General features: G+C 29.6%; 20 protein-coding genes. 4 read left to right on the top strand and 16 right to left on the bottom strand.

All coding sequences use genetic code 11. From position 1 onward, the window contains the following. Positions 1–19 precede the first annotated feature (19 nt). Together H9I45_RS02085 and H9I45_RS02090 are read right to left on the bottom strand one after the other, a co-directional pair. Positions 20–1,012 (bottom strand): FecR family protein, encoded by a 993-nt coding sequence (locus tag H9I45_RS02085; protein WP_088353590.1) that lies wholly within the window; start codon positions 1,010–1,012, stop codon positions 20–22. A gap of 66 nt (positions 1,013–1,078) precedes the next feature. Further along, positions 1,079–1,642 carry an RNA polymerase sigma factor gene (locus H9I45_RS02090; protein WP_088353589.1) on the bottom strand — a complete coding sequence of 188 codons (564 nt, stop codon included), beginning with the start codon at positions 1,640–1,642 and terminating at the stop codon, positions 1,079–1,081. Positions 1,643–1,801: 159 nt separating this feature from the next. Between H9I45_RS02090 and ychF the strand changes: the two genes are divergently transcribed. Further along, entirely contained in the window at positions 1,802–2,893 is a 1,092-nt protein-coding gene (ychF, locus tag H9I45_RS02095; protein WP_088353588.1) for a redox-regulated ATPase YchF, read from the top strand. A gap of 127 nt (positions 2,894–3,020) precedes the next feature. Here ychF and H9I45_RS02100 read toward each other — a convergent pair whose 3' ends face one another. The 7 genes from H9I45_RS02100 to gcvT all read right to left on the bottom strand — a co-directional run bounded on the left by H9I45_RS02100 (position 3,021) and on the right by gcvT (position 10,188). Continuing rightward, positions 3,021–3,602, bottom strand: coding sequence for an SCO family protein (locus H9I45_RS02100; protein ID WP_088353587.1), 582 nt, complete (start codon positions 3,600–3,602; stop codon positions 3,021–3,023). Further along, the gene (locus H9I45_RS02105; RefSeq protein ID WP_176397539.1) at positions 3,592–4,731 is read right to left on the bottom strand and encodes an acyltransferase family protein; all 1,140 of its coding nucleotides are present in this window, start codon (positions 4,729–4,731) and stop codon (positions 3,592–3,594) included. Before H9I45_RS02105 ends, H9I45_RS02100 begins: the two co-directional genes overlap by 11 nt. Before the next feature lie 8 nt (positions 4,732–4,739). Next, the gene (locus tag H9I45_RS02110; protein WP_191141244.1) at positions 4,740–5,906 is read right to left on the bottom strand and encodes a hypothetical protein; all 1,167 of its coding nucleotides are present in this window, start codon (positions 5,904–5,906) and stop codon (positions 4,740–4,742) included. 84 nt (positions 5,907–5,990) lie between these two features. Beyond that, entirely contained in the window at positions 5,991–6,812 is an 822-nt protein-coding gene (locus H9I45_RS02115) for a phosphatase PAP2 family protein (RefSeq protein WP_228455011.1), read from the bottom strand. Between the two features lie 92 nt (positions 6,813–6,904). Further along, positions 6,905–7,903: a metal-dependent hydrolase gene (locus H9I45_RS02120; RefSeq protein WP_088353585.1), complete on the bottom strand. Its 999-nt coding sequence runs from the start codon at positions 7,901–7,903 to the stop codon at positions 6,905–6,907. Positions 7,904–7,932: 29 nt separating this feature from the next. Continuing rightward, positions 7,933–9,048, bottom strand: coding sequence for an SDR family oxidoreductase (locus H9I45_RS02125; protein ID WP_088353584.1), 1,116 nt, complete (start codon positions 9,046–9,048; stop codon positions 7,933–7,935). 54 nt (positions 9,049–9,102) lie between these two features. After that, positions 9,103–10,188: a glycine cleavage system aminomethyltransferase GcvT gene (gene gcvT / locus H9I45_RS02130; RefSeq protein WP_088353583.1), complete on the bottom strand. Its 1,086-nt coding sequence runs from the start codon at positions 10,186–10,188 to the stop codon at positions 9,103–9,105. 133 nt (positions 10,189–10,321) lie between these two features. Between gcvT and H9I45_RS02135 the strand changes: the two genes are divergently transcribed. Further along, positions 10,322–10,543 carry a VF530 family protein gene (locus H9I45_RS02135; protein WP_088353582.1) on the top strand — a complete coding sequence of 74 codons (222 nt, stop codon included), beginning with the start codon at positions 10,322–10,324 and terminating at the stop codon, positions 10,541–10,543. A 110-nt stretch (positions 10,544–10,653) separates the two neighbouring features. Here the strand turns inward: H9I45_RS02135 and H9I45_RS02140 are convergent, their stop codons facing one another. The 7 genes from H9I45_RS02140 to lysA all read right to left on the bottom strand — a co-directional run bounded on the left by H9I45_RS02140 (position 10,654) and on the right by lysA (position 18,826). After that, on the bottom strand, positions 10,654–11,466 hold the full coding sequence (locus H9I45_RS02140; protein ID WP_088353581.1) for a hypothetical protein: 813 nt from the start codon (positions 11,464–11,466) through the stop codon (positions 10,654–10,656). A 4-nt stretch (positions 11,467–11,470) separates the two neighbouring features. Next, positions 11,471–13,813, bottom strand: a complete 2,343-nt coding sequence (locus H9I45_RS02145) for a type IA DNA topoisomerase (protein ID WP_088353580.1) — start codon at positions 13,811–13,813, stop codon at positions 11,471–11,473. 174 nt (positions 13,814–13,987) lie between these two features. Beyond that, complete coding sequence (locus tag H9I45_RS02150; protein WP_176397537.1) at positions 13,988–14,131, bottom strand: hypothetical protein; 144 nt, start codon at positions 14,129–14,131, stop codon at positions 13,988–13,990. A gap of 20 nt (positions 14,132–14,151) precedes the next feature. Continuing rightward, the gene (locus H9I45_RS02155; protein ID WP_088353579.1) at positions 14,152–16,275 is read right to left on the bottom strand and encodes a Tex family protein; all 2,124 of its coding nucleotides are present in this window, start codon (positions 16,273–16,275) and stop codon (positions 14,152–14,154) included. 80 nt (positions 16,276–16,355) lie between these two features. Beyond that, positions 16,356–16,871, bottom strand: coding sequence for a GNAT family N-acetyltransferase (locus H9I45_RS02160; RefSeq protein ID WP_088353578.1), 516 nt, complete (start codon positions 16,869–16,871; stop codon positions 16,356–16,358). A gap of 9 nt (positions 16,872–16,880) precedes the next feature. Beyond that, positions 16,881–17,492 carry a fumarylacetoacetate hydrolase family protein gene (locus H9I45_RS02165; protein ID WP_088353577.1) on the bottom strand — a complete coding sequence of 204 codons (612 nt, stop codon included), beginning with the start codon at positions 17,490–17,492 and terminating at the stop codon, positions 16,881–16,883. A gap of 89 nt (positions 17,493–17,581) precedes the next feature. Further along, positions 17,582–18,826 carry a diaminopimelate decarboxylase gene (gene lysA / locus H9I45_RS02170; RefSeq protein ID WP_088353576.1) on the bottom strand — a complete coding sequence of 415 codons (1,245 nt, stop codon included), beginning with the start codon at positions 18,824–18,826 and terminating at the stop codon, positions 17,582–17,584. 246 nt (positions 18,827–19,072) lie between these two features. Here lysA and H9I45_RS02175 point away from each other — a divergent pair, with 246 nt between their 5' ends. Next, the gene (locus H9I45_RS02175) at positions 19,073–20,932 is read left to right on the top strand and encodes a DNA topoisomerase IV subunit B (protein ID WP_088353575.1); all 1,860 of its coding nucleotides are present in this window, start codon (positions 19,073–19,075) and stop codon (positions 20,930–20,932) included. Between the two features lie 3 nt (positions 20,933–20,935). After that, on the top strand, positions 20,936–23,659 hold the full coding sequence (locus H9I45_RS02180; protein ID WP_088353574.1) for a DNA gyrase/topoisomerase IV subunit A: 2,724 nt from the start codon (positions 20,936–20,938) through the stop codon (positions 23,657–23,659). Positions 23,660–23,678 lie beyond the last annotated feature (19 nt).

Here is a 23,678-nt window from a genome sequence, read left to right on the forward strand (position 1 = left end):
AAAATTTAAAGTGAACTTCTTATTTTTTACTAATAATTAGTTTTTTTTCTTCCTTGATAATTTTTACATCTACGGATTTTTCAATAGCTTTTAAACAAATATCTAAATTAGTAATAGGAACAGCACCTGTAATTAAGGTTTTTTTACTTTCTTCATCTTTAAAAACAATAGAAAATCCATAAGATTCTTCTATTTTTTCCATAGCTTTCTCCAAAGATAGGTTTTCAAAAAACAAAGAACCATCTTTCCAAGATGTTTTAATAATTGAATTTTCTAAATTCCTGTCTTCTAGTATTTTACCTTCTTTTGAAGAATAGGAAATATAATTACCAGGAATCATTTTTTTATCTCCACCATTTTTAAGTTTCAACCAAATATTACCTTCTTCTAAAAATACAGATGTTTTTTTCTTTTTAGTATTTACATTAAAAGAAGTTCCATAAACTTCCACAGAAAGGTCGTTGGTTACAACCCAAAATTTTGCGTTAGTTACTTTCTTTTTATCTACTTGAAAAAAAGCTTCTCCATTTAAATGTACTTTTCTGCTTTCGTTCTCGTAATAAAATAGTTCCGAATTAGCATTTAAAGTAACATCGCTTCCGTCTTGTAATTTTATATTTAATATTTCTCCGTAATTAGTTTTATAAGAAATCGTTTTGTTTTTATTAGAAAAATAAAAACCGATAGTTGCAATAATAGCAATAGAGGCAGCAACCATATACTTTTTTAAAGATATTATCTTTCCTTTTTTTGTAGGTAGACTTTTTTCCTTAATTTTTGATTCTAATTTTGCCCATTCTAAAGCAACTTTTTCTTTTTTAACAAATTGTTTATCAAAAGAAACCCCTAAAATAAGGTCTTTAGCTTTTGTAACAAGTTCTTTTTTATCTGGATTATTGGCAATCCAAAATTCCCAAAAATTAATGTCTGTAGCATTATTTTGGTCTACCCAGTTTTTAAAAGAAATATCTTCTAAAAAATCTTGAATGTTATTATATTCTTTCTTAATCATTTTAATTTGAGCCTCTGTACTTTACTAAGTATCATTTTATTTTTTTATACTCTTTATTTGTTGAGTTTATTTAAATAATTTTAAAATAGATATTTCTTCCTTTAAATTATTAAGTGCTTTATGAAGTGTGTTTACTACACTTTGGTAATTTATATTCATAATTTCTGATATTTCACCAGCTTTTAAACCACTATAATATTTTAAATAAATTGCTTCTTTTTGTCTTTTTGGAAGTTTGTTTAATAACGTAGAAATATTTTTATTCCTAAATTGTGTTGTTTCTTCGTTTGTTATAACTTCCTCAGGCGTAAATTTAATATCGATAACATCTTCTTCTGAAAAATCTGTTTGAGTTGTCTTTTGATTCTTTTTGAGAATTCTTAATAAAAAACGTTTATATGATGTAAATAGGTAAGGAGCAATAGTTTGTAAATCACTTAAGTTTTCTCTGTGTTCGTAAATATATAAAAAGAAGTCTTGTAAACTATCTTCAGTAATAGCTTCACTTTTAGATATTTTTAAACCATAACTATGTAATTTTGGATAATAATTTTCAAAAAGTACAGAGAATGCTTTTAAGTCTCCTTCTTTTAATGATTTCCAAATAAATTCCTCTGATAGTTTTGTCATTTATTAATTTAAATAAAACAATTTTTGCTAAAAATATAAAAAAAATAATGGTTCGAGTTTATTTATTAATTTTTATAAGTCCTTAGAAAGCATTTAAATGAAAAAAAATGGATTTCCTTTTTACAAAATACTATATTTGCACTCGCAAAATTATAAGAAATGAAAGCCGGAATTGTAGGATTACCAAACGTAGGAAAATCAACTTTATTTAATTGTTTATCAAATGCAAAAGCGCAAAGTGCAAACTTTCCTTTTTGTACGATAGAACCAAATTTAGGAGTTGTAAATGTACCAGATAAAAGAATTGAAAAGTTAGAAGAATTGGTAAATCCAGAGCGTGTTTTACCTGCGACTGTAGAGATTGTAGATATTGCTGGTTTGGTAAAAGGAGCAAGTAAAGGAGAAGGATTGGGGAATCAATTTTTGGCAAATATTCGTGAAACAGATGCACTTTTACATGTGGTAAGATGTTTTGATAATGATAATATTATACATGTAGATAGTTCTATAGATCCTGTTAGAGATAAAGAAACAATTGATATTGAATTACAGTTAAAAGACTTAGAAACGGTTCAAAAAAGATTAGAAAGAGTAAAGAGAACTGCAAAAACAGGGAATAAAGAAGCGCAAGCAGAATTGGTAGTTTTATTAAGAATTGAAGAAACTTTATTAAAAGGAGTTTCTGTAAGAACTTTAGAATTTTCTGAAAAAGAATTAGAGTTTGTACAACCATTACAATTTATTACTTTAAAACCGGTTTTATATGTTTGCAATGTTGATGAAAATTCAGCAGTTTCTGGTAACGATTATGTAGAAAAAGTTAGAGAAGCTGTAAAAGACGAAAATGCGGAAGTTATTGTCTTGGCAGTTGGTACAGAAGCAGATATTACAGAGTTAGATGATTATGAAGAGCGTCAAATGTTTTTAGCGGATATTGGTTTAGAGGAAGCTGGAGTTTCACGTTTGGTTCGTTCTGCATACAAATTATTAAATTTACAGACTTATTTTACAGCTGGTGTAAAAGAAGTAAGAGCTTGGACAATTCCAATCGGTTCTACTGCGCCTCAAGCTGCTGGAGTAATTCATACAGATTTCGAAAAAGGTTTTATTAGAGCAGAAACTATTGCTTACGAAGATTATGTTGCTTATGGTTCGGAAGCAAAAGTAAAAGAAGCTGGTAAAATGAGAGTAGAAGGGAAGGAATACATCGTAAAAGATGGAGATGTAATGCATTTCCGTTTTAACGTATAACACTTGTCATTTCGACCTTGTAGAGGAATCTCAAAAAAAAATAATACAAATCCCAATGAATAGCTTCATTGGGATTTTTTTATTCTGAACTTGTTTAAGAATCTGTTAATTTTTATAATGATGATATTTACTCTTTTAAAAGAATAGGAATATCTTTCTTTAAAAACGCCAAATCGTCTTTATCTAAAGAGTTATACAAACCTCTAATTCTCATTTTATTGTCTAATAAAACCACATAACTTGTGTGGTATATAACTTCATCATCTTCATCACTTATAGAACTCAAATAGTATTTTGCAATTTCTGAAAGTGCTGTTTGTGTGCCTCTTAAAAATGCTCTATTTGTGTTTTTTTTTCGATCATAATATTCTCTTAAAACAGAAATACTATCGTTTTCTGGGTCTATTGTGAAGGAGATAAATTTTACATCAGGATTATTTTCTGCCAAATCATTTATGGGAATTTCCATCATTGGGCAAATCGTTTTACAAGTCGTAAAGAAAAAATTTACAAGATGTACATTTCCCTTTAAAGAACTAAAATCAAAATCTTTGTTAAACTGATTTCTAAAATGAAAAGCATCGATTTCATTTTTATGAATATTTAATGCGTTGCTAATTACCGGAACTTTTTTGGAAGAATTTTCGCAAGAAAAAGAAATAAAAATTAAAAAAACTAAAATTAATTTTATGTTGATATTAATTCTCATTAAAATGTTTTTTAGAATTATTTTCTCTTAAATCGGTCATTGGTTTTTCGAAAAAACTATATAATATATAAGATAAAATTAGTGTAATTAAAAGATAAACGAAACAATACAAAACAATACTATTTGCGGATAAATTTTCAACAGGATAATAATGTTTCATCAAATGTAAAACAACGGAATTATGCAATAAATAAATAGCATAAGACGTAATACTTATAAAAGTAATAGGTTTTAAAATCGATTTTTTAGCCGTTTTTATTTTTGTGAAAAATGGAATTGTAAATGCAATTGCTATTGAAATGAAAGGTAAGTAAAGTACATTCCAAAAAAATAAATTATCGGTAAAATTTAAAATTCCAACAGCAATTAAAGCATGAATAATTCCAAGAACTAAAAATCCGATGATTAAAAAAATATTAGAAAATTGCTTCCATTTCTCTTTTTGAGTTACATAAAAGTAGGAAGCCAAAACTCCGTAAAAAATCCCATCAATTCTATAAATTACAGTGGTTCGAAGGTTGATGTTCCAAAAAACAATGCTCTTGTTTTCCAACGAAAAATGATAAAATACTTTAGATAGAAAAAACAGCAATATCACCAATAAAATACAATTTCTAAATTGTGTAATTTTCTGTGTTTTTAATTTTAAAAATGATAAAAGAAGTAACGAAAAAGGCAATAATACATACGCAAATTCTTCAATAGACAAACTCCAAGATTCCATAAAAAATGGAGGCAATTCAGAAGAAAAATTATGTAAAAAGAAGAAATATTTCCAAAGAGAATCTGGTAATTCTTGCTGTATTAATTTAAAAATAAAAATATTGATGATTAAAATTAAAAAGTAATTTGGTAAAGTTCTAAACCATCTTCTTTTCCAAAAATGTTTTACAGAGTTTAAATTATAATCCTCTTTTAAAAATTGATTCAATAGTATTCTACCAATTAAAAAACCGCTTAAAACAAAGAAAATTTCGACTCCCAAAACTCCAAAAATGCTTAAAACTTGCTCTACTATTTTTGGAAGATCTGGCATTATCCATCTCATGTGAGAAAATACGACCAACAAAATTGCAGTGGCTCTTACAATGTCTAACCCGAAAATTCGGTTTGTATAATTTATTTTCAAATTAGAAATTATTGGATTTCTGACTTTAATTTCTCATCAAATTCTTTGTCGTAAAAATACACGAAGAAACTTCCCATCATATCTACTTCTTCTTTGGTTGTATTATTTACGGTCAGTTTCATTTTATATTTATGATCAGGATATAAAACAACGCCTTCCTCAGAAGAAAAAGAGGTAATATTTTTAATGCCTTTTTTATGTTCTGCATTTATTATTATCGATTCAAAAATAATGGTATTTGTTGTGGTATCAACCAATGCTAAATTTGTTGCATAAGGATGAGCATGTACATTTATATAATGCACAGTTTCTTCTTTATTAAGTGCCAATAAGTTGGTTACATCGCTTGAATAAATGTGTTTTCCTACAGGAACTTTCCAAAAAGCAGTAATACTTTCGCCTTTTTCATTTACACTTTCGTGTCTGGAATTGCTACTAGCACCAGCACAAACTACGTATTCTGGTAAATCGTCAATCGGACTTTTAAATTGTGGTTTTGCTTCATTTTTATAAGGCAATGTTAAAACCAAATACTTCATATATAATGGTTTTATAGCCTTGGTTTTTTCTTTAGAATAATGTATTTTGAAGTTGTAATCTACATTAAACCACTCCCTTTTTTCGTTTAAATTTAAGGCTTGAGAACCTAATAATATTTTTTCATTGGAATAAACAGGATAACCAAAACCTTTTGGAAATTCAACATTTAAACCACCAGTTGTTAATGTTATTAATTGCGATTCTTTTTGAGCGCCAATTCTGTCTTGAAAGCCCATTCTCGAAAAATGTTCAACTGTGCTGTGATATAAATTTACATGACAAATAAAATCGTTAGAATTGCCTTTTTTATTGTTAGTGCTATTTGCTTTTGCTTCAAATTGATGAATCCAATAAAGTGTATCTTCATTTTCATTCAGCATTGTTTTTTTATAAGTGTAAGGCCCTTCCATGGAAGAATATACATCATCAATTAATAAAGTTGGCGAATCGAAATTTGCTATAAAGCCACTTGAGTCTTCATTTGTATTGATATTCCAATCAGATTTTAAAATCCCTAAATTGTGATAAACAAAATGTTTTATCTTATTTTTCTGAAGCTTTGTTGCTGAAAAATAAAAAATAGATCCACCTAAAATTAGAAAAAGAATACTAAAAATGGAGATTTTTTTTATCATTGAACTATTATTAAATAATTTATATCAAAAGTATTGATTTTCAATTTAATAAAAAAGAAAGCTAGTGTTTATCGATGTTTATTCCTAAAATGTATATCGTAAACTAAGTCCTTGGTAATTTTCGCCATAAAAATTTTGATCCATAATTGGCTGAAAAGATAAAGCTTCATTCTTTTTTTTATGCAATTCAGGAATATAATATCCTGCCAAAGCTCCTAAAGTGTATCCTAACATAACATCTGTTAAAAAATGCTGACCAGCTTGCATTCTGTAATAACCAACTGCTGCTGGTAAAATAGCGGCTCCTGCATAAATATAAGGTATTGCACGTGAATCTGGATTAAAATCTTGATACACTTTTGCTGCAAAAAACGTGGCTGTTGCAGTTGCTGCAACATGTCCAGAATAAAAAGATCTTGTGGCTGTAATGCTTTTTCGTTGTTCCAAAGGCGCATCAGTTCCATAAGTATAAGGTCGACTTCTATTAGATAAACCAGCAGTTATTGTAAATAATGCTGATGTTGTTGCCAAACTTTCTATATAAATTCCGAATAATTGACCAGAATGATTTCGTGTTTTTTTGTCTAATAATAATGCAAAAGGTGCCGCAAAAGAAAGTGCAAAAGGAATATCGCTAATTTTATTTGCATTTTCGGAATAGTTTCCTGCAACCCATCTATCAATAAAATTAATGTTGTCTTTCTGACTTCTAATCTGCGCTAAATCTGCATCTGAATAAGAATCTTTATTAGAAATAATTAGCAAACCACCTGCACTTGCAGCAAAAGCAGCGCCTGTCCAAATTCCATCACGTTTCCATTTCCATTCATATGGAGATGTGTTTTGTTGGGCAAATAAAATTTGTGATAATAATAGGAAAGTTAACAACGTTGTAATAATTTTCATAATTTTCTTTTTTACAAAGAAACCATGAATCTTAATTTTTCATTATCTCAAATAATTAAAATATTGACTCTATAAAGTAAATTGAAAGAGTTTTAATTCCCTTTTATTCTTTCCCACAAATCGAATACTAACTTTTTACCATCGCTTTTTTCTTTGGGTTCTTCTATAAAAAACGGAGTTCCATTTTCATCAACATTAATTTTATATTTGAAAACAAAATTGGTTGCATTTGGTTTTATACTTAATGCACCAAAGCGTAAATCGTTAAAATAAAGTGTATTATCTACTTTGTTAATTGTGTACCAACCTTTAGAAATCGCAATCATTCTTTTCATTTTAGGATGATTTTTCAATTCTCCCAACAACTCATGATTCTTTGGATACTTAGAAAACTGAATTGGATTCTCATCAAAAAACGAAGAATAACCTATTAAAAAAGCGTCTTCGGTTTCGATATTTGCAGTCCATAAAATAGTATTTAAAGGAGCAGGTTTTGTTTCAATATTTAGATAGGAAATATTTTGAGAAGCAAGTTCTTTGGTGAATTTTTGATACGAAATTCCTTTCAAAATTAAAGTAAGTATTAAATAAGAACTACTAATTATCAACCCTAAATTATTGTACGAACGTCTTTTTTTAGATTCCTTTTTTTGAAGCATTGCTAAAATCAATAAAACTAAAAAAGGAATTGTATATAGAGGATCAATAACAAACACGTTTTTAAAAGCCAAACGAATATCTAAAGGCCAAAATAGTTGGGTTCCCCAAGTTGTTTGCGCGTCTAAAATGGGATGTGTAACAAAAGCCAAAAAGAATAATAGCACCCAGTTTTTGAAATTTTTATACTTTTCGTATTTCGTAACAATAAAAGCAAAAATAGGAGCAAAGACTACAGAAAATAAGATGGAATGTGTAAATCCTCGATGAATTTCTAAAGCTGTTACTGTGTCCGTAAAATAAGAAGCAACAACATCAAAATCTGGTATTGTGCCAGCAATTGCCCCATATAACATGGCTTTATTACCAATTTTTCTTCCTAAAACAGCTTCCCCAACTGCAGCTCCTAAAACTATTTGAGTTAACGAATCCAATTTTATTTATTTTTCCGATTTTTAAATTACTAGTAACTCTTCACAAACCTTTTTTCTACTGAAAAGTGAATCAAATTCATAAAATTATCATGAACACCTAAAGTAGCATCTAATTTTAATTGATGTATCAACTTTAAAATTAAATCGGGTTTGTATTGTAAATCTGGTACAGAAATGTATTTCTCAAATATATCACCCAAAGTTTTATAATAGAGATTTTCAAAAGCATTTAAGTTTGCTGGTTTTTCGTAAACATATTCATAAGAATTGATATTAAAAGCTTCTAAAACCTCACCAACATAATTTTTATGTAGTATTTGTGTTGGGTTGATAATGTTTAATTCTTTGATATCAGGATTCAGAAAAGCATACAAAACAGCTTTGGAAACGAAATCTACAGGAACGATATTTAGGCCACTTTTCTTATCAATCCAAATTCTAAAATTTTCGATAGATTTATTAGCATATTTAGCTAAAAACATTGGCCATGCATAAAAAACATCAAACTTTGGGGTTTCAAAAAAAGGTTTGTCAATTAAACGACCACAAATAATACTAGGTCTTAATATTTGAGATTCTATATTATTAGTTACACAGAATTCTTTTACAAATTTTTCGCATTCATATTTAGATTGTTCATAAGGATTTCTAAATTTAGAAACCTTATAATTCCCAATTTCATCATTTACCTTTTCATGCTGAATTCCAAAAGAATATGCTGTACTTATGTATAGAAAACGGTTTACTTTTTCTGGTAAATTATCTAAAAGACGTTTCGTAACCAGATAATTCTGGGTATGTACTACTTCTTTAGAAACATTCGTATTTAACAAACTTGTAGAGCCAGCACAATGTATAACAGTATCGAAATTATATTTTTCTAAAGTGTTTTTTGTGATGTTGGCTAAATCGTCAGAAATAACCGTTATTTTTTCTAAACAAGCTTCAAGAGTAAAATCATTTAAAAAATGTGGACGAGAAGCATCTTTTAAAATTTTAATTAATCGCTGTTCTGCAGATTCTTTATTATTTCTAATAATTAAAAAAAGATGATTTACAGTTTTCTCTACAATCGATTTATGTAGCCATTCAAATAGAATATGACTTCCAAGAATTCCTGTACCCCCTGTTAATAAACAATTCATATTTGCTTTTAAAATAAAAACCTCACAAAATGTGAGGTTTTAAATGTATCTAATTTATCCTTTATAAAAAGGTAACTTTACGATTGTTGCAGGAATCGCTTTTTTACGAACCTGAATATGAATTTGTGTTCCAGATTTTGCAAAAAGAGTAGGAACATAACCCATTCCAATTCCTTTCTGTAAACAAGGACTCATCGTTCCTGAAGTTACATTTCCAATTACATTTCCATTTCCATCTACAATATCGTAACCTTGTCTTGGAATTCCTCTTTCGTCCAATTCAAAAGCCACTAAACGTCTTTCTGGTTTGTGTTCTTTTTCTTTGGCTAAAGCTTCGTGATTTACAAAATCTTTCGTAAATTTAGTAATCCAGCTTAAACCAGCCTCAATTGGCGAAGTTGTATCGTCAATATCATTTCCATATAAACAATAACCCATTTCTAAACGCAAAGTGTCTCTTGCTGCCAAACCAATTGGTTTTATTCCGAATTCTGCTCCAGCTTCAAAAACTTTTTCCCAGATTTGTTCTACTTCAGAATTTTTACAATAAATCTCAAATCCTCCTGAACCAGTATAACCTGTTGCAGAAATAATTACATGTTCAATTCCTGCAAAATCTCCCACTTTAAATTTATAAAAAGGAATATCTGCCAAATCTAAAGAAGACAAAGATTGCATGGCATCAATTGCTTTTGGGCCTTGAATTGCTAACAAAGAATAATCTTCTGATAAATCTTTTAAATCGGCCTTAAATTCTTCATTATAAGAAGAAATCCAGTTCCAATCTTTTTCGATATTAGAAGCATTTACAACTAATAAATACTGATTCTCCTTAATTCTATAACAAATTAAATCATCTACAATTCCGTTTTCGGTATTCGGAAAACAGCTATATTGAGCATCGCCAATTTCTAATTTAGAAGCGTCGTTAGATGTTACTTTCTGAATTAAAGCCAACGCATTTTCACCAGAAACTAAAAACTCTCCCATGTGACTTACATCAAAAACCCCAACAGATTCCCTTACTGTTAAATGTTCTGCTGTAACGCCTTCATATTGAACTGGCATATTATAACCAGCAAAAGGAACCATTTTTGCTCCTAAACTTTCGTGAATTGAGTGTAATGCTATATTTTTCATTGATAGAATTGTTAAATTTTCAGCTAAATTATTGAAAAATTCGCAATTATCCACCACTAATTTTTTGTTAATATTCTAAACTCGAAAAATAAATAATAGTACTTTTGATAAAACATTTTCTAATTGATAAATAATGAGCAAAGAGCAACCCAACAATCCAATGCATGGCATAAAATTGGCAACAATTGTAGAGCAACTTTTTAAAGAATATGGTTGGGAAGAATTAGGAGATATTTTAAATATAAACGCTTTCAAAAATAACCCAACTTATAAATCGAGTTTAAAATTTTTAAGAACCACACCTTGGGCAAGAGAAAAAGTAGAGAAATTTTACGAAAAAAATATGCTTGATTAATTTTTTATGGAGCTATTTCCTGCTTTCACTACTCGCTTTTTTTGCATAAAAAATGCAAAAAAGAGCTCAAACAAACCGTTCAATCAGGGCTAGAACTTTTGCCAGCTATATTACTGTTTGAAATAAGTAAATTTAAATAGGGCAATAGTTTTGCCTTTTTTTGAGAGATATTCTATTCTTTCAACTAATCCATTTTCTAGTTTAGTTTCTATTCTTTTACCGTTTTTTTCTGAAAATATAGTGATACCATATAAGTATGAAGTCCTAGTTTCATAAATTTTATCAATTTCTTTATTATCTTTTTTACAAGTATATGAAATAATCTTTCCTTGTTCATTTTTTGATGTTAAACAATTTCCAATTTTAAAATGTTTAAAAGATTCTGTAATTAATAAATTACCATCTTGATCATATTTTTTCCTATAATTTAAATTTCCATCTCCATTATAAAACCATTTTATAGCTTTAAACTTTTCACCATCTTTTACTCTATATAAAATACTATCATTTAATTTTATATCTCTTATCCAAATAGATTCATGCAAAGTATCTCCTAGTTTATTTATTTGCATTCTTCTAATATATCTAGCTTCAGGGTCTTTAATTGTAACAAAGGTATATTTTAAATTTCCTGATTTATCAGTTTTTCTTTCAGTTTTAGTAAGTCCATCTTCTGAAAATCTATTTTTAGACTCTGATTTTAATGAACCATCAGTATTAAAGGTTTTAAAGAGAATATTATTACCATGTTCGTCATATTTTATTGTATGATAAGACTGTTTTACCAAAGAACCATTTTTATACTGAAAGCCTTCAATTATCTTTTTTGTAATTTTATTTTTAATCAATAAATCTTGCTCATTATTTTGAGAAAAAATATTTATAAATGAAAGTAAAAATAAAAAAGTGATTAAATGTTTCATATTATCAATTATTTAATATTTTAATAACCAATTCTTTCGTCAAAGGTTTACCATTGGCAATTTTCTTAATATTATCAAACGTAAAAACAAAATCACAACCCATTTTATAATCTGAACAACCATAAGCAGTTTTTCCTTTTAAAATAGTTCCTTTTTTACATTTTGGACATGCAATTTTATCACTTTCATTTCGACCTTGTGGAGAAATCTCACTCTTTTTCGCAATAACTTCTTTTTTTGGCTCTAATTTTAAAGCAAAATTATCATCAAAACGAATCAATCCATCTACTTTACCAGCATCGGTTTTAAAACCTTTTAGATTTGTTGTACAACCTTTATCAATCAAACGAATTAACTGATTTTCAGAAATTTTTTTTCCGTAAACTTCAAACGGAATTTTTAAATCGCAATTATTTTTATATTCAGAACAACCAAAAGCAGAAGATCCTTTTAATAATTGTCCTTTTTTACATTTTGGACACGTTTTTCCTGCTACTTGTTTTGATTTTGCAGGTTTTTTTGTTTTTGAATTGGTAGTTTGTTTTTCTTCCTTTGCAGTTGCGTTAGAAGAAATTCGCTTTTTAGAAGTATTAGAACGCACTTCATACACCAATTCATCCACCATTTTTTTCATATTATTTATGAAAGTTCCAGCATTGAATTCTCCACGTTCAATTTCTTTTAAACGTTTTTCCCAACGACCCGTTAATTCAGCAGATTTTAATAATTCATTGTCAATAATATTAATTAAATCGATTCCAGTTTGCGTTGGTAAAACGAGCTTTTTCTTACGTTCTATATATTTTCTTCTAAATAAAGTTTCAATAATACTTGCTCGAGTAGAAGGTCTTCCAATTCCGTTTTCTTTCATTAATTCGCGCATTTCATCATCATCTACTTGCTTTCCTGCAGTTTCCATGGCGCGTAATAAACTGGCTTCTGTAAAATTTCTTGGTGGTTTTGTTTCTTTTTCTAAAAACGAAGGTTCATGTGGCCCTTTTTCACCTTTTACAAAAGATGGTAAAATAGCTTGAGCGTTTAATTCTTTTTTTGCCTTACTTTCTTCCGTTTCAAAAGCAACTCGCCAACCTTTGGTTAGAATTTCTTTTCCGGTTGTTTTAAATGGAACATCAGAAGCTTTTCCAATAACAGAAGTGTTAGAAACATCAGAATCTGGATAGAAAACTCCAATAAATCTTCTGGTAATGATGTCATAAACTTGTTGCTGATTGTATTGCAAATTGCCCTGAATTCCAGTAGGAATAATTGCATGGTGATCTGTAACTTTTTTATCATCAAAAACACGTTTCGATTTCTTTATTTTCTTTCCTAAAAGTGGTTGCGTTAATTCGCTATAATTTGTCAGTTTCGACAAAATTCCGCCAATTTTTGGATATACATCATTTGGTAAAAAAGTAGTATCAACTCTTGGGTAAGTTACTACTTTCATCTCATATAACTTCTGAACCATTTTTAGTGTTTCATCCGCAGAAAATCCGAATTTATTATTACAATATACCTGTAAACCTGTTAAATCGAACAATTTAGGAGCGTATTCTTTACCTTTCTTTTTGGTAACAGAAACAATTTCAAAGTCAGATTGTGCTACTTTATCCGCTAAAACTTGTCCATCTTCTTGTTTAAGAAAACGACCATCTTCATAATTAAAAAGTGTATTTCTGTAGGTAGTTTGCAATTCCCAATAAGGTTGTGGTTTAAAATCTCGAATTTCCTCAAAACGAGTCACCAACATTGCAAGGGTAGGAGTTTGCACTCTTCCAACGGATAAAACTTGCTTGTAACCACCAAATTTTACGGTGTATAAACGCGTTGCATTCAAACCTAAAAGCCAATCTCCAATGGCTCTTGAAAATCCTGCATAATAGAGATTATCATATTGTTCAGCAGGTTTTAAATTGTTGAAACCTTCTTTTATGGCTTCTTCAGTTAAAGACGAAATCCATAATCTTTCTACTTTTCCTTTGTAATTACACTGGTTAATTACCCAACGCTGAATTAATTCTCCTTCTGTTCCTGCATCTCCACAATTAATTACAACATCTGCTTTTTCAAATAAACTTTTTACAATATTGAATTGTTTTCTAATACCTGCATCTCCAGTAACTTTTGTATCAAAACGTTCTGGTAACATTGGTAAGTTGTTCAAATCCCAACTTTTCCAATGTGGTTTGTAATCTTTAGGTTCTAAAAGTGTGCATAAATGACCAAAAGTGTAGGTTACTGCATAGCCATTTCCTTCGTAGAAACCATCACGTTTTGTGTTGGCTCCCAGAATATTAGCAATTTCTCTTGCTACAGATGGTTTTTCGGCAATACAGACTTTCAATGTTGAATAATTTTGTGAGTTCGAAATTAGTGAATTATTATATAATTAAAGATGTTCTTTTTGCGATTGTTAATAAAATAGAAGTCCTTCAGTTTCTTAAAACATGAAGGACTGAAATAGGAATTTGTATATTATTAATTAAGAGAATTTTTTGAATTGTAAATAGAATTTATATCACTTTAATTTTGAAAGTTCTTTTTTCACATCTTCCCAAGAGAGTTTTTTCTTTTTAATTGATTCACTAACTTCTTGTTGTATTTCATTCTTTTGAGAATCAGTTAAGTCATCCCATAAATCTGTTTTTTCTTTTTTACTCATGTTTAAAGATAATAAAAATTTTATTTCACCAAAGCCAATTGAATTCTTTTTCTAACAACATCAACTTCTAATACTTTTACCAAAATTTGCTGATTTAAAGCTACAATGGCATTTACATCTTTTACAAAAGTATCTGATAAGTTAGAAACGTGAATTAAGCCACTTTCTTTAATTCCGATATCTACAAAACACCCAAAGTTGGTAATGTTATTTACAATTCCTGGTAAGATTTGCCCTGTTTTTAAATCGGAAATTGATTTGATATTTTGGTCAAAAGAAAATGCTTTTGCCTTTTCTCTTGGATCAACTCCTGGTTTTTCTAATTCTTTAATTATATCTTCTAAAGTTGGCAAACCAATAGTTTCAGAAATATAATTTTTTAAATTTATTTTTTGAAGAACTTCTTTATTCCTAATAAAATCTACAACTTTTACTTTGTTGTCTTTCGCCATTTTATCAACTAAAGCATAACTTTCTGGATGCACGCCAGAATCATCTAAAGGATTTTTACCATTTTTAATTCGTAAAAAACCTGCAGATTGCTCAAATGCTTTTCCTCCTAAACGTGGCACTTTTTTAATGGCAGTTCTCGAGGTAAAAGAACCATTTTCATTTCTATAATTCACAATGTTTTCTGCAATTTTTGGTCCAATTCCAGAAACATAACTCAATAAAGATTCACTTGCAGTATTTATGTTTACACCCACTGTATTTACGCAACTTTCTACTGTGGTGTCTAAAGCTTTCTTTAATTTTGACTGATCTACATCATGCTGATATTGGCCAACTCCAATTGATTTTGCATCAATCTTTACCAATTCAGCCAAAGGATCTTGCAAACGTCTACCTATAGAAACCGAACCACGAACTGTAACATCGTAATTTGGGAATTCGTCTCTGGCAATTTTTGAGGCAGAATAAATAGAAGCACCCGCTTCACTTACTACAAAAACTTCAACCTTATTTTTAAACTGAATTTTTTGTACCAATTGTTCTGTTTCTCTGGATGCAGTTCCATTTCCAATTGCAATGGCTTCAATATTATAAGATTCTGCTAAAGAGCTAATTTTTTTAATAGCTTCTATGGTTTGTTTTTGAGGCTCATGAGGATAAATATTCTCATTATGCAACAAATCTCCTTGCTCATTTAAACAGACTACTTTACAACCAGATCTAAAACCAGGATCGATTGCTAAAATTCTTTTTTCGCCTAATGGAGCACCTAATAATAATTGTTTCAGGTTTTTAGCAAAAACTAAAATGGCATTTTCATCTGCTTTTTCTTTGGCAATTGATAATGCTTCGTTAGACAAAGAGGGAAATAACAAACGTTTATAAGCGTCTTCGATAGCCAATTGTATTTGCTCAGAACATTCGTTTTGAGAACGAATAATTCTGTCTTCCATTTTTTGAAGCACTCGTTCTTTGTCAATTTCTATTTTAACACGAATAAAGCCTTCGTTTTCTGCTCTTAAAATAGCCAATAATCTGTGTGATGGGATTCGCATTAAAGATTCGCTCCAATCAAAATAATCTTTAAATTTTTGTGCTTTTTCGTTATCAATTTCTTTTTTTACAACTTTAGATGAAATCGTAGAATAACGTTCTAATTCGCGTCTAATATTATTTCTGATATCAGTTCTTTCGTTAATCCATTCTGCAATGATAAAACGAGCACCTTCCAAAGCATCCTCAATAGTTTCAACTTCGTTGGAAGTGTATTTAGAAGCAGTATGTTCCAAGTCATTAACTCGCTGACTCATAATCATCTTCGCCAACGGTTCTAAACCTTGTAAACGTGCAGTTTCCGCTTTTGTTTTTCGCTTTTTCTTAAAAGGTAAATACAAATCTTCTAAAGCAATCATATCTTTAGAATTGTTTACTTTTTGTGCTAATTCAGCAGTTAAAACATTTTGTTCTTCTAATGCTTTTAAAATCGCTTTTTTTCGTTTTTCTAACGCTTCAAAAATTTCTTTAAAATTGACTATTTTTCCGATTTCAACTTCATCTAAATTACCAGTCATTTCCTTTCTATATCTACTTATAAAAGGAATTGTAGCGTCTTCATTTAACAATGAGATAGTGTTTTCTACAGATTTAGATGATAGTTGTGTTTGCTGAATTATATATTGAAGTAATTGCATTTTATATTTGAATTTTATCAGAAAAAAGAAACCCCATAAAGTTAAATTTATGAGGTTGTAAATATACTTTTAATATTGATTTATTCAGAAATTACTTTCTCAAAAGCCAATCTTTTTGCGTTGTAACTTGTGTAAATAACACCACAATATTTGTAGCCTAATTTTTTGATTAAAGATTGCATTCCAATGTTTTCTTCATGTGTATCAATCTTTAAACTTTTTACTTTATTTTCTAATAATTGCATGTGAAATTCATGGAACATAAAAGTTGCCAAACCGAATTTTCTAAACTCTTTTTTGATAGCCATTCTATGGATTACACCATATTTTTCATCTTCATTTATAATCCAATTTCCATCAATAACTTTGTAAGTTGGTTCTTTGTTGGTGGTAAACATGGAAGTTGCCATTATTTGATTTTCATCATTTACAACTACAAAGCTTTCTCCGTTTTTAATATCGTTTTCAACTTGTGTAGCATTTGGATATCCATTTTGCCATTGATCGATATTTTGAGATAATAAATAAGCTTTAGCATCATTAATAATTTCCATAATTGCAGGAACATTGTCTAAAGTAGAAAGTTGAATTTTCATCAGTAAAAATTATATCATTTTAAAATCTAACAACAATTCATCTTCAATAGAACATTGCAAACGATCTCCTTTTTGAATTTCTCCAATTCCTGCAGCAGGAGTTCCTGTAAAGATTAAATCTCCAGGTTCTAACGTCATATATTCAGAAATAAATGAAATGATATCTGCAAAATTATTAATCATAAACGCTGTACTACTTTTTTGTTTTTGTTCTCCGTTTATTTTTAAATCAAAATTGATATTATTCAAATCTGGAAAATTAGAAACAGGTTTAAAATTGGAGATAGGAGCAGCGCCATCAAACCCTTTTGCAAATTCCCAAGGATGTTTTCTTTCTCTATAATCATTTAAAACATCTTTGGCTGTATAATCGATTCCTACAGCAATTTCAGAGATATAATCGTTTGCATTTTCAACAGATATGTCTTTCCCTTTTTTACCGATTTTAATCACTAATTCAACTTCATAAACCAATTGATTTGTGAAACTTGGGTATTTAACATCGCAATTAACTGCTAAAGCTGTTTCTGGTTTAGAGAAGATAAACTTTTTTCCTTTTCTTCTTTCTTCGATTTCTTTTTGGTCAATTACATAATTACTACCAATTCCTAATATTTTCATTTTCTTTTATTTTTGATGTAAAAAAAAGCCACAAAAGCACAATTTGTATTTTGTGTTTCTGTGGCTAAAATAAATTATTTTTAAAGATTTTAAGCGGTAACTTTCTCTTTTTTAGATTTACTTTTTGGTGCAAAATCTACCACAACTTGATTTTGTAAAATATCTTGCATTGTTTGTCTTTTTCTAATTAAGTAATCTTTTCCATCTACAATCATAACTTCTGCAGGAATATAACGAGAATTGTAATTAGAGGCCATAGAAAAACAGTAAGCTCCAGCATTGTGGAAACATAAAACATCTTCTTCAGAAATTTCTGAAATTCTTCTGTTTGATGCAAATGTATCTGTTTCGCAAATATAACCTACAACCGAGTAATAACGGTCTTTTCCTGACGGATTAGAAATATTTGTAATATGATGATAAGAATCGTACATCATTGGTCTTACCAAATGATTAAAACCAGAATCTACATGCGCAAAAACTGTTGAAGTTGTTTGTTTTACAACATTTACTTTTGCTAAAAAAGAACCAGCTTCAGAAACCAAAAACTTTCCTGGTTCGAACATTAAGGTTATTTCTTTTCCATATTCTGTACAAAAATCATTAAATCTTTCTGATAATTGCAAACCTAATTGCTCTATATCTGTAGAAATATCTCCTTCTTTATAAGGCACTTTAAATCCACTTCCAAAATCGATAAAATCGATATTTTTGAATTGTTTTGCCACATCAAATAAAATTTCTGATGCACGTAAAAAAGTGTCGATATCTAAAATATCTGATCCTGTGTGCATATGAATTCCATTAATATTCATTCCAGTGTTTTCTACAACTCGTTTAATGTGAGGAACTTGGTGAATCGAAATTCCGAATTTAGAATCGATATGACCTACAGAAATTTTAGAATTTCCACCAGCCATAATATGTGGATTGATACGAACACAAACAGGAATTTCTGGATGTTTTTGACCAAATGATTCTAAAATAGAAAGATTATCAATATTAATTTGAACACCTAATTTTGCAACTTCTTCAATTTCTTGAAGCGAAACACCATTTGGCGTGTAAATAATATTCTTTGGGTCAATTCCAGTTGTTAAACTCAATTGTACTTCTTGAATAGAAACTGTATCTAAACCAGCACCTAAATTGGTTAAAAACTTTAAAATATTTACGTTCGATAATGCTTTAACAGCATAATTCAATTTTAAATTATCAACAGAATTAAATGCACTTGTTAGGCGTTTGTATTGCGTTTCAATTTTATCTGTATCGTAAACGTATAAAGGACTTCCGTATTTATTTGCTAATTCTAAAAGTTGTGTTCTTTCCACAATAATATATTTTTATTTCGGGTCAAAAGTAACCAAATTGTTTAATAAACTTGTATTTGTTTAAAAATATAACAAATTGTTTTTTATTGTGATTTTTACATCACATTTACTTGATGATTTTAGTAAAAAAATGTTCTAATTTTCGTTGAAATCATGTTAATAACTAATTGTTAAAGGCATTTCATTTTTCTTTGTTAAACCCTATTTTTACGAGTACTTCAAACCTAACAGTAGTAAGCGATTTTTATGAGTCAAGAAACAAAATATACAGAAGATAATATTCGGTCTTTAGATTGGAAAGAGCATATTAGAATGCGTCCAGGAATGTACATTGGAAAATTAGGAGATGGCTCTTCTGCAGACGATGGAATTTATATTTTGGTGAAGGAAGTTTTAGACAATTCCATTGACGAATATGTAATGGGAGCTGGAAAAACTATTGAAATTTCTATTCATGGAAGTAAAGTTACGGTTCGAGATTATGGTCGTGGAATTCCTTTAGGGAAAGTGGTTGACGTAGTTTCCAAGATGAATACTGGAGGTAAATACGATTCTAAAGCCTTTAAAAAATCTGTAGGTTTAAACGGAGTTGGTACAAAAGCGGTTAACGCATTATCTTCTTATTTTAGAGTAGAATCTTCTCGTGAAGGAAAATCTGCTTCAGCTGAATTTAGTCAAGGAAATTTAGAAAATCAAGAATTTTTAGAAGAAACTTCTCGAAGAAAAGGAACGAAAGTTTCTTTTGTACCAGATGAAGAAATATTTAAGAAATACAAGTTCAGAAATGAATATGTAGCAAAAATGCTGAAGAATTATGTGTATTTAAACCCAGGTTTAACCATAATTTTTAACGGAGAAAAGTACTTCTCTGAAAACGGATTAAAAGATCTATTGGAAGATAATAACAATCAAGATGATATGTTATATCCAATTATTCACTTGAAAGGACATGATATTGAAGTTGCAATTACGCACAGTAAAACTCAATATTCAGAGGAATATCATTCGTTTGTAAATGGGCAACACACCACACAAGGTGGAACGCACCAATCTGCATTTAGAGAAGCGATTGTAAAAACAATTCGAGAATTTTATGGAAAGAATTTTGAAGCTTCAGACATTAGAAAATCGATAATTTCTGCAATCGCCATAAAAGTGATGGAACCTGTTTTTGAAAGTCAAACGAAAACAAAGTTGGGTTCTACAGATATGGGTGGAGATTTGCCAACTGTAAGAACGTATATAAACGATTTCTTAAAAACAAAGTTAGATAATTATCTGCATAAAAATCCTGACACTGCAGATAAGCTACATAGAAAAATTGTACAAGCAGAGAAAGAAAGAAAAGAGCTTTCAGGAATTAGAAAGTTAGCAAAAGATCGTGCTAAAAAAGCGAGTTTACACAATAAGAAATTACGTGATTGTAGAATTCATTTAGGCGATATTAAAAAGGAAAATTATTTAGAAACTACTTTGTTTATTACAGAGGGAGATTCTGCTTCTGGTTCTATTACAAAATCACGAAACGTAAACACTCAAGCCGTTTTTAGTTTAAAGGGAAAACCTTTAAATTCTTACGGATTAAGTAAGAAAATTGTATATGAAAACGAAGAATTCAACCTTTTACAGGCCGCTTTAAATATCGAAGATGGTTTAGAAGATTTGCGTTATAATAACATTGTAATTGCTACAGATGCCGATGTTGATGGAATGCACATTCGTTTGTTATTAATCACATTTTTCTTGCAGTTTTTCCCTGAATTAATCAAAGAAGGACATTTATATATTTTAGAAACTCCGTTGTTTAGAGTTCGAAATAAGAAAGAAACTTTTTATTGTTATTCAGAAGAAGAAAAACGAGAGGCAATTGAGAAATTAAGAGGAAAACCAGAAATAACTCGATTTAAAGGTTTGGGTGAGATTTCGCCAAATGAATTTGTTCATTTTATTGGTGATGACATTCGTTTAGATCCAGTAATGTTAGATAAAGAAATGTCTATTGAACAAATGTTGGAATTCTATATGGGTAAGAATACACCAGATAGACAAAAATTTATTATTGATAATTTGAAAGTTGAGTTGGACACAATAGAAGATGAAGTTTAGAATATGAGTGAAGAAATAAACGAACACGAACACGAAGAAGAATTAACGAACCAAAATGAGGAGTTAGAATCGCCTCAAGAAGAAACCATTACCAAAGTTACAGGAATGTACAAGGAGTGGTTTTTGGATTATGCTTCGTATGTAATTTTAGAAAGAGCAGTGCCTTCTTTGGAAGATGGTTTGAAGCCTGTACAACGTAGAATTATGCATTCTATGAAGGATTTAGACGATGGTCGTTACAATAAAGTAGCGAATATTGTTGGACATACCATGCAATATCATCCTCATGGAGATGCTTCGATTGCAGATGCAATGGTGCAAATTGGTCAGAAAGAATTACTGATTGATATGCAAGGAAACTGGGGAAATATCTTAACTGGAGACAGAGCTGCAGCATCTAGATATATTGAGGCACGTTTGTCGAAATTTGCGTTAGATGTTGTTTTTAATCCGAAAACGACGGATTGGAAAATGTCTTACGATGGAAGACGAAAAGAGCCAATTGATTTGCCTGTAAAATTTCCACTTTTGTTGGCACAAGGAGCAGAGGGAATTGCAGTTGGATTGTCGACCAAAATATTACCTCACAATTTTATTGAACTGATTGATGCTTCCATTAAATATTTAAAAGGAAGAAGTTTTAAAATTGTTCCCGATTTTTTAACGGGCGGAATTGCAGATTTCACCAATTATAAAGACGGAAAACGTGGAGGAAAGGTAAGAGTTCGTGCAAAAATTGCGCAATTAGATAAGAAAACGTTGGTAATTACTGAAATCCCTTTTGGTACAACTACCACTTCTTTAATTGAAAGCATTATTAAAGCGAATGAGAAAGGGAAAATAAAAATTAAAAAGATTGAAGACAATACTGCTGCAGAAGTAGAGATTTTAGTGCATTTACCACCAAATGTTTCGCCAGATAAAAGTATTGATGCTTTGTATGCTTTTACGAATTGCGAAAGTTCTATTTCGCCTTTGGCATGTACGATTGAGAATAACAAACCTGTTTTTGTTGGGGTTTCAGAAATGTTGAAACACTCCACAGATTTAACAGTAGAACTACTGAAAAAAGAGTTAGAAATTCAGTTAAATGAATTGGAAGAACAATGGCATTTTTCTTCATTAGAGAGAATATTCATTGAAAATAGAATTTATCGAGATATTGAAGAAGAAGAAACTTGGGAAGGCGTAATTGAAGCAATTGATAAAGGTTTAAAACCACATATAAAACATTTAAAACGTGCCATAACTGTTGAAGATATTACTCGTTTAACAGAAATAAGAATTAAGAAAATATCGAAATTCGATATTGACAAAGCCAAGCAATTTATTGAAGGTTTAGAAGATAAAATAGCCGTTGTAAAAGGTCATTTAGCAAACCTAATTGAGTATGCAGTCGACTATTTTAAACGTCTAAAAGAAACATACGGAAAAGGAAAAGAGCGTAAAACTGAAATTAGAATTTTTGATGACATTGTAGCGTCTAAAGTGGCAATGAATAACGCAAAATTGTATGTAAATAGAACAGAAGGTTTTATTGGAACTTCCCTAAAAAGAGACGAATTTGTTACAGATTGTTCAGATATAGATGATATTATTATCTTTAGAAAAGATGGTGTAATGTCCGTTACAAAAGTAGATGCAAAGACTTTTGTAGGAAAAGATATTTTACACGTTGCTGTCTTTAAAAAGAAAGATAAAAGAACGGTTTATAACTTTATGTATAGAGATGGAGCTCGTGGACCAAGTTACATGAAACGTTTTAACGTAACTTCTGTAACGCGTGATAAAGAATACGATTTAACAAACGGAAGTAAAGGTTCTATTGTTCATTATTTTTCTGCGAACCCAAATGGAGAAGCAGAAGTAGTTACAATTAATTTACGTTCTGTTGGTAGTGTTAAAAAGTTGAAATGGGACATCGATTTTGCAGATTTAGCTGTAAAAGGAAGAGCAGTTCGTGGAAATAGAATTACAAAATATTCAATAAAAAGTGTCGATTTTAAATCGGAAGGAGTTTCTACATTAAAACCTCGTAAAATTTGGTTTGATGATGCTGTACAACGTTTAAATGTTGATGATAGAGGTGAATTGTTAGGCGAATTTAAAGCAGAAGATAAATTATTAATCATCAATCAAAGTGGAAAAGCAAAAGCGGTAAAACCAGATTTGGCAATGCATTTTGATGATGATATGATTGTCTTGGAAAAATGGAAACCAAAAAAACCAATTTCTGCTATTTATTATGATGGAGAAAAAGAACGTTATTATGTAAAACGTTTTCTAATTGAAACTACAGATAAGGAAGAGGAATTTATTTCTGACCATCCAAAAAGTCAGTTAGAAATTGTTGCCACAGATTACAGACCAGTTGCTGAAGTAATTTACTCGAAACGAAGTTTAGAAAACGAGGAAGTTAATTTTGAAGAATTTATTGCTGTAAAAGGAATAAAAGCACAAGGAAATCAATTAACGACAGAGAAAGTGAAGCAAGTAAATCTATTGGAATCTTTACCTTTTGAAGAAGAAGTGGAAGAAACTACTGAAGAAATAGAAGTGGTGGATGAAGAAGTAATTGAAGATAAGCTACCAATTGATGTGCCTGTTGTAGAAAAACCTGTTTTAGAGGATGCTGATAAAGAGGATAAAAAACAAGCACTTTTAAAGAAAGCAATTCAGAAGAAAAAAGAAAATACGGATGATGATACACAACAGAAGTTGTTTTAAAATTGAAAAAAAATAATTT

Origin of the sequence: Polaribacter haliotis (assembly GCF_014784055.1) — a bacterium.
GTDB classification, from domain to species: Bacteria; Bacteroidota; Bacteroidia; order Flavobacteriales; family Flavobacteriaceae; genus Polaribacter; species Polaribacter haliotis.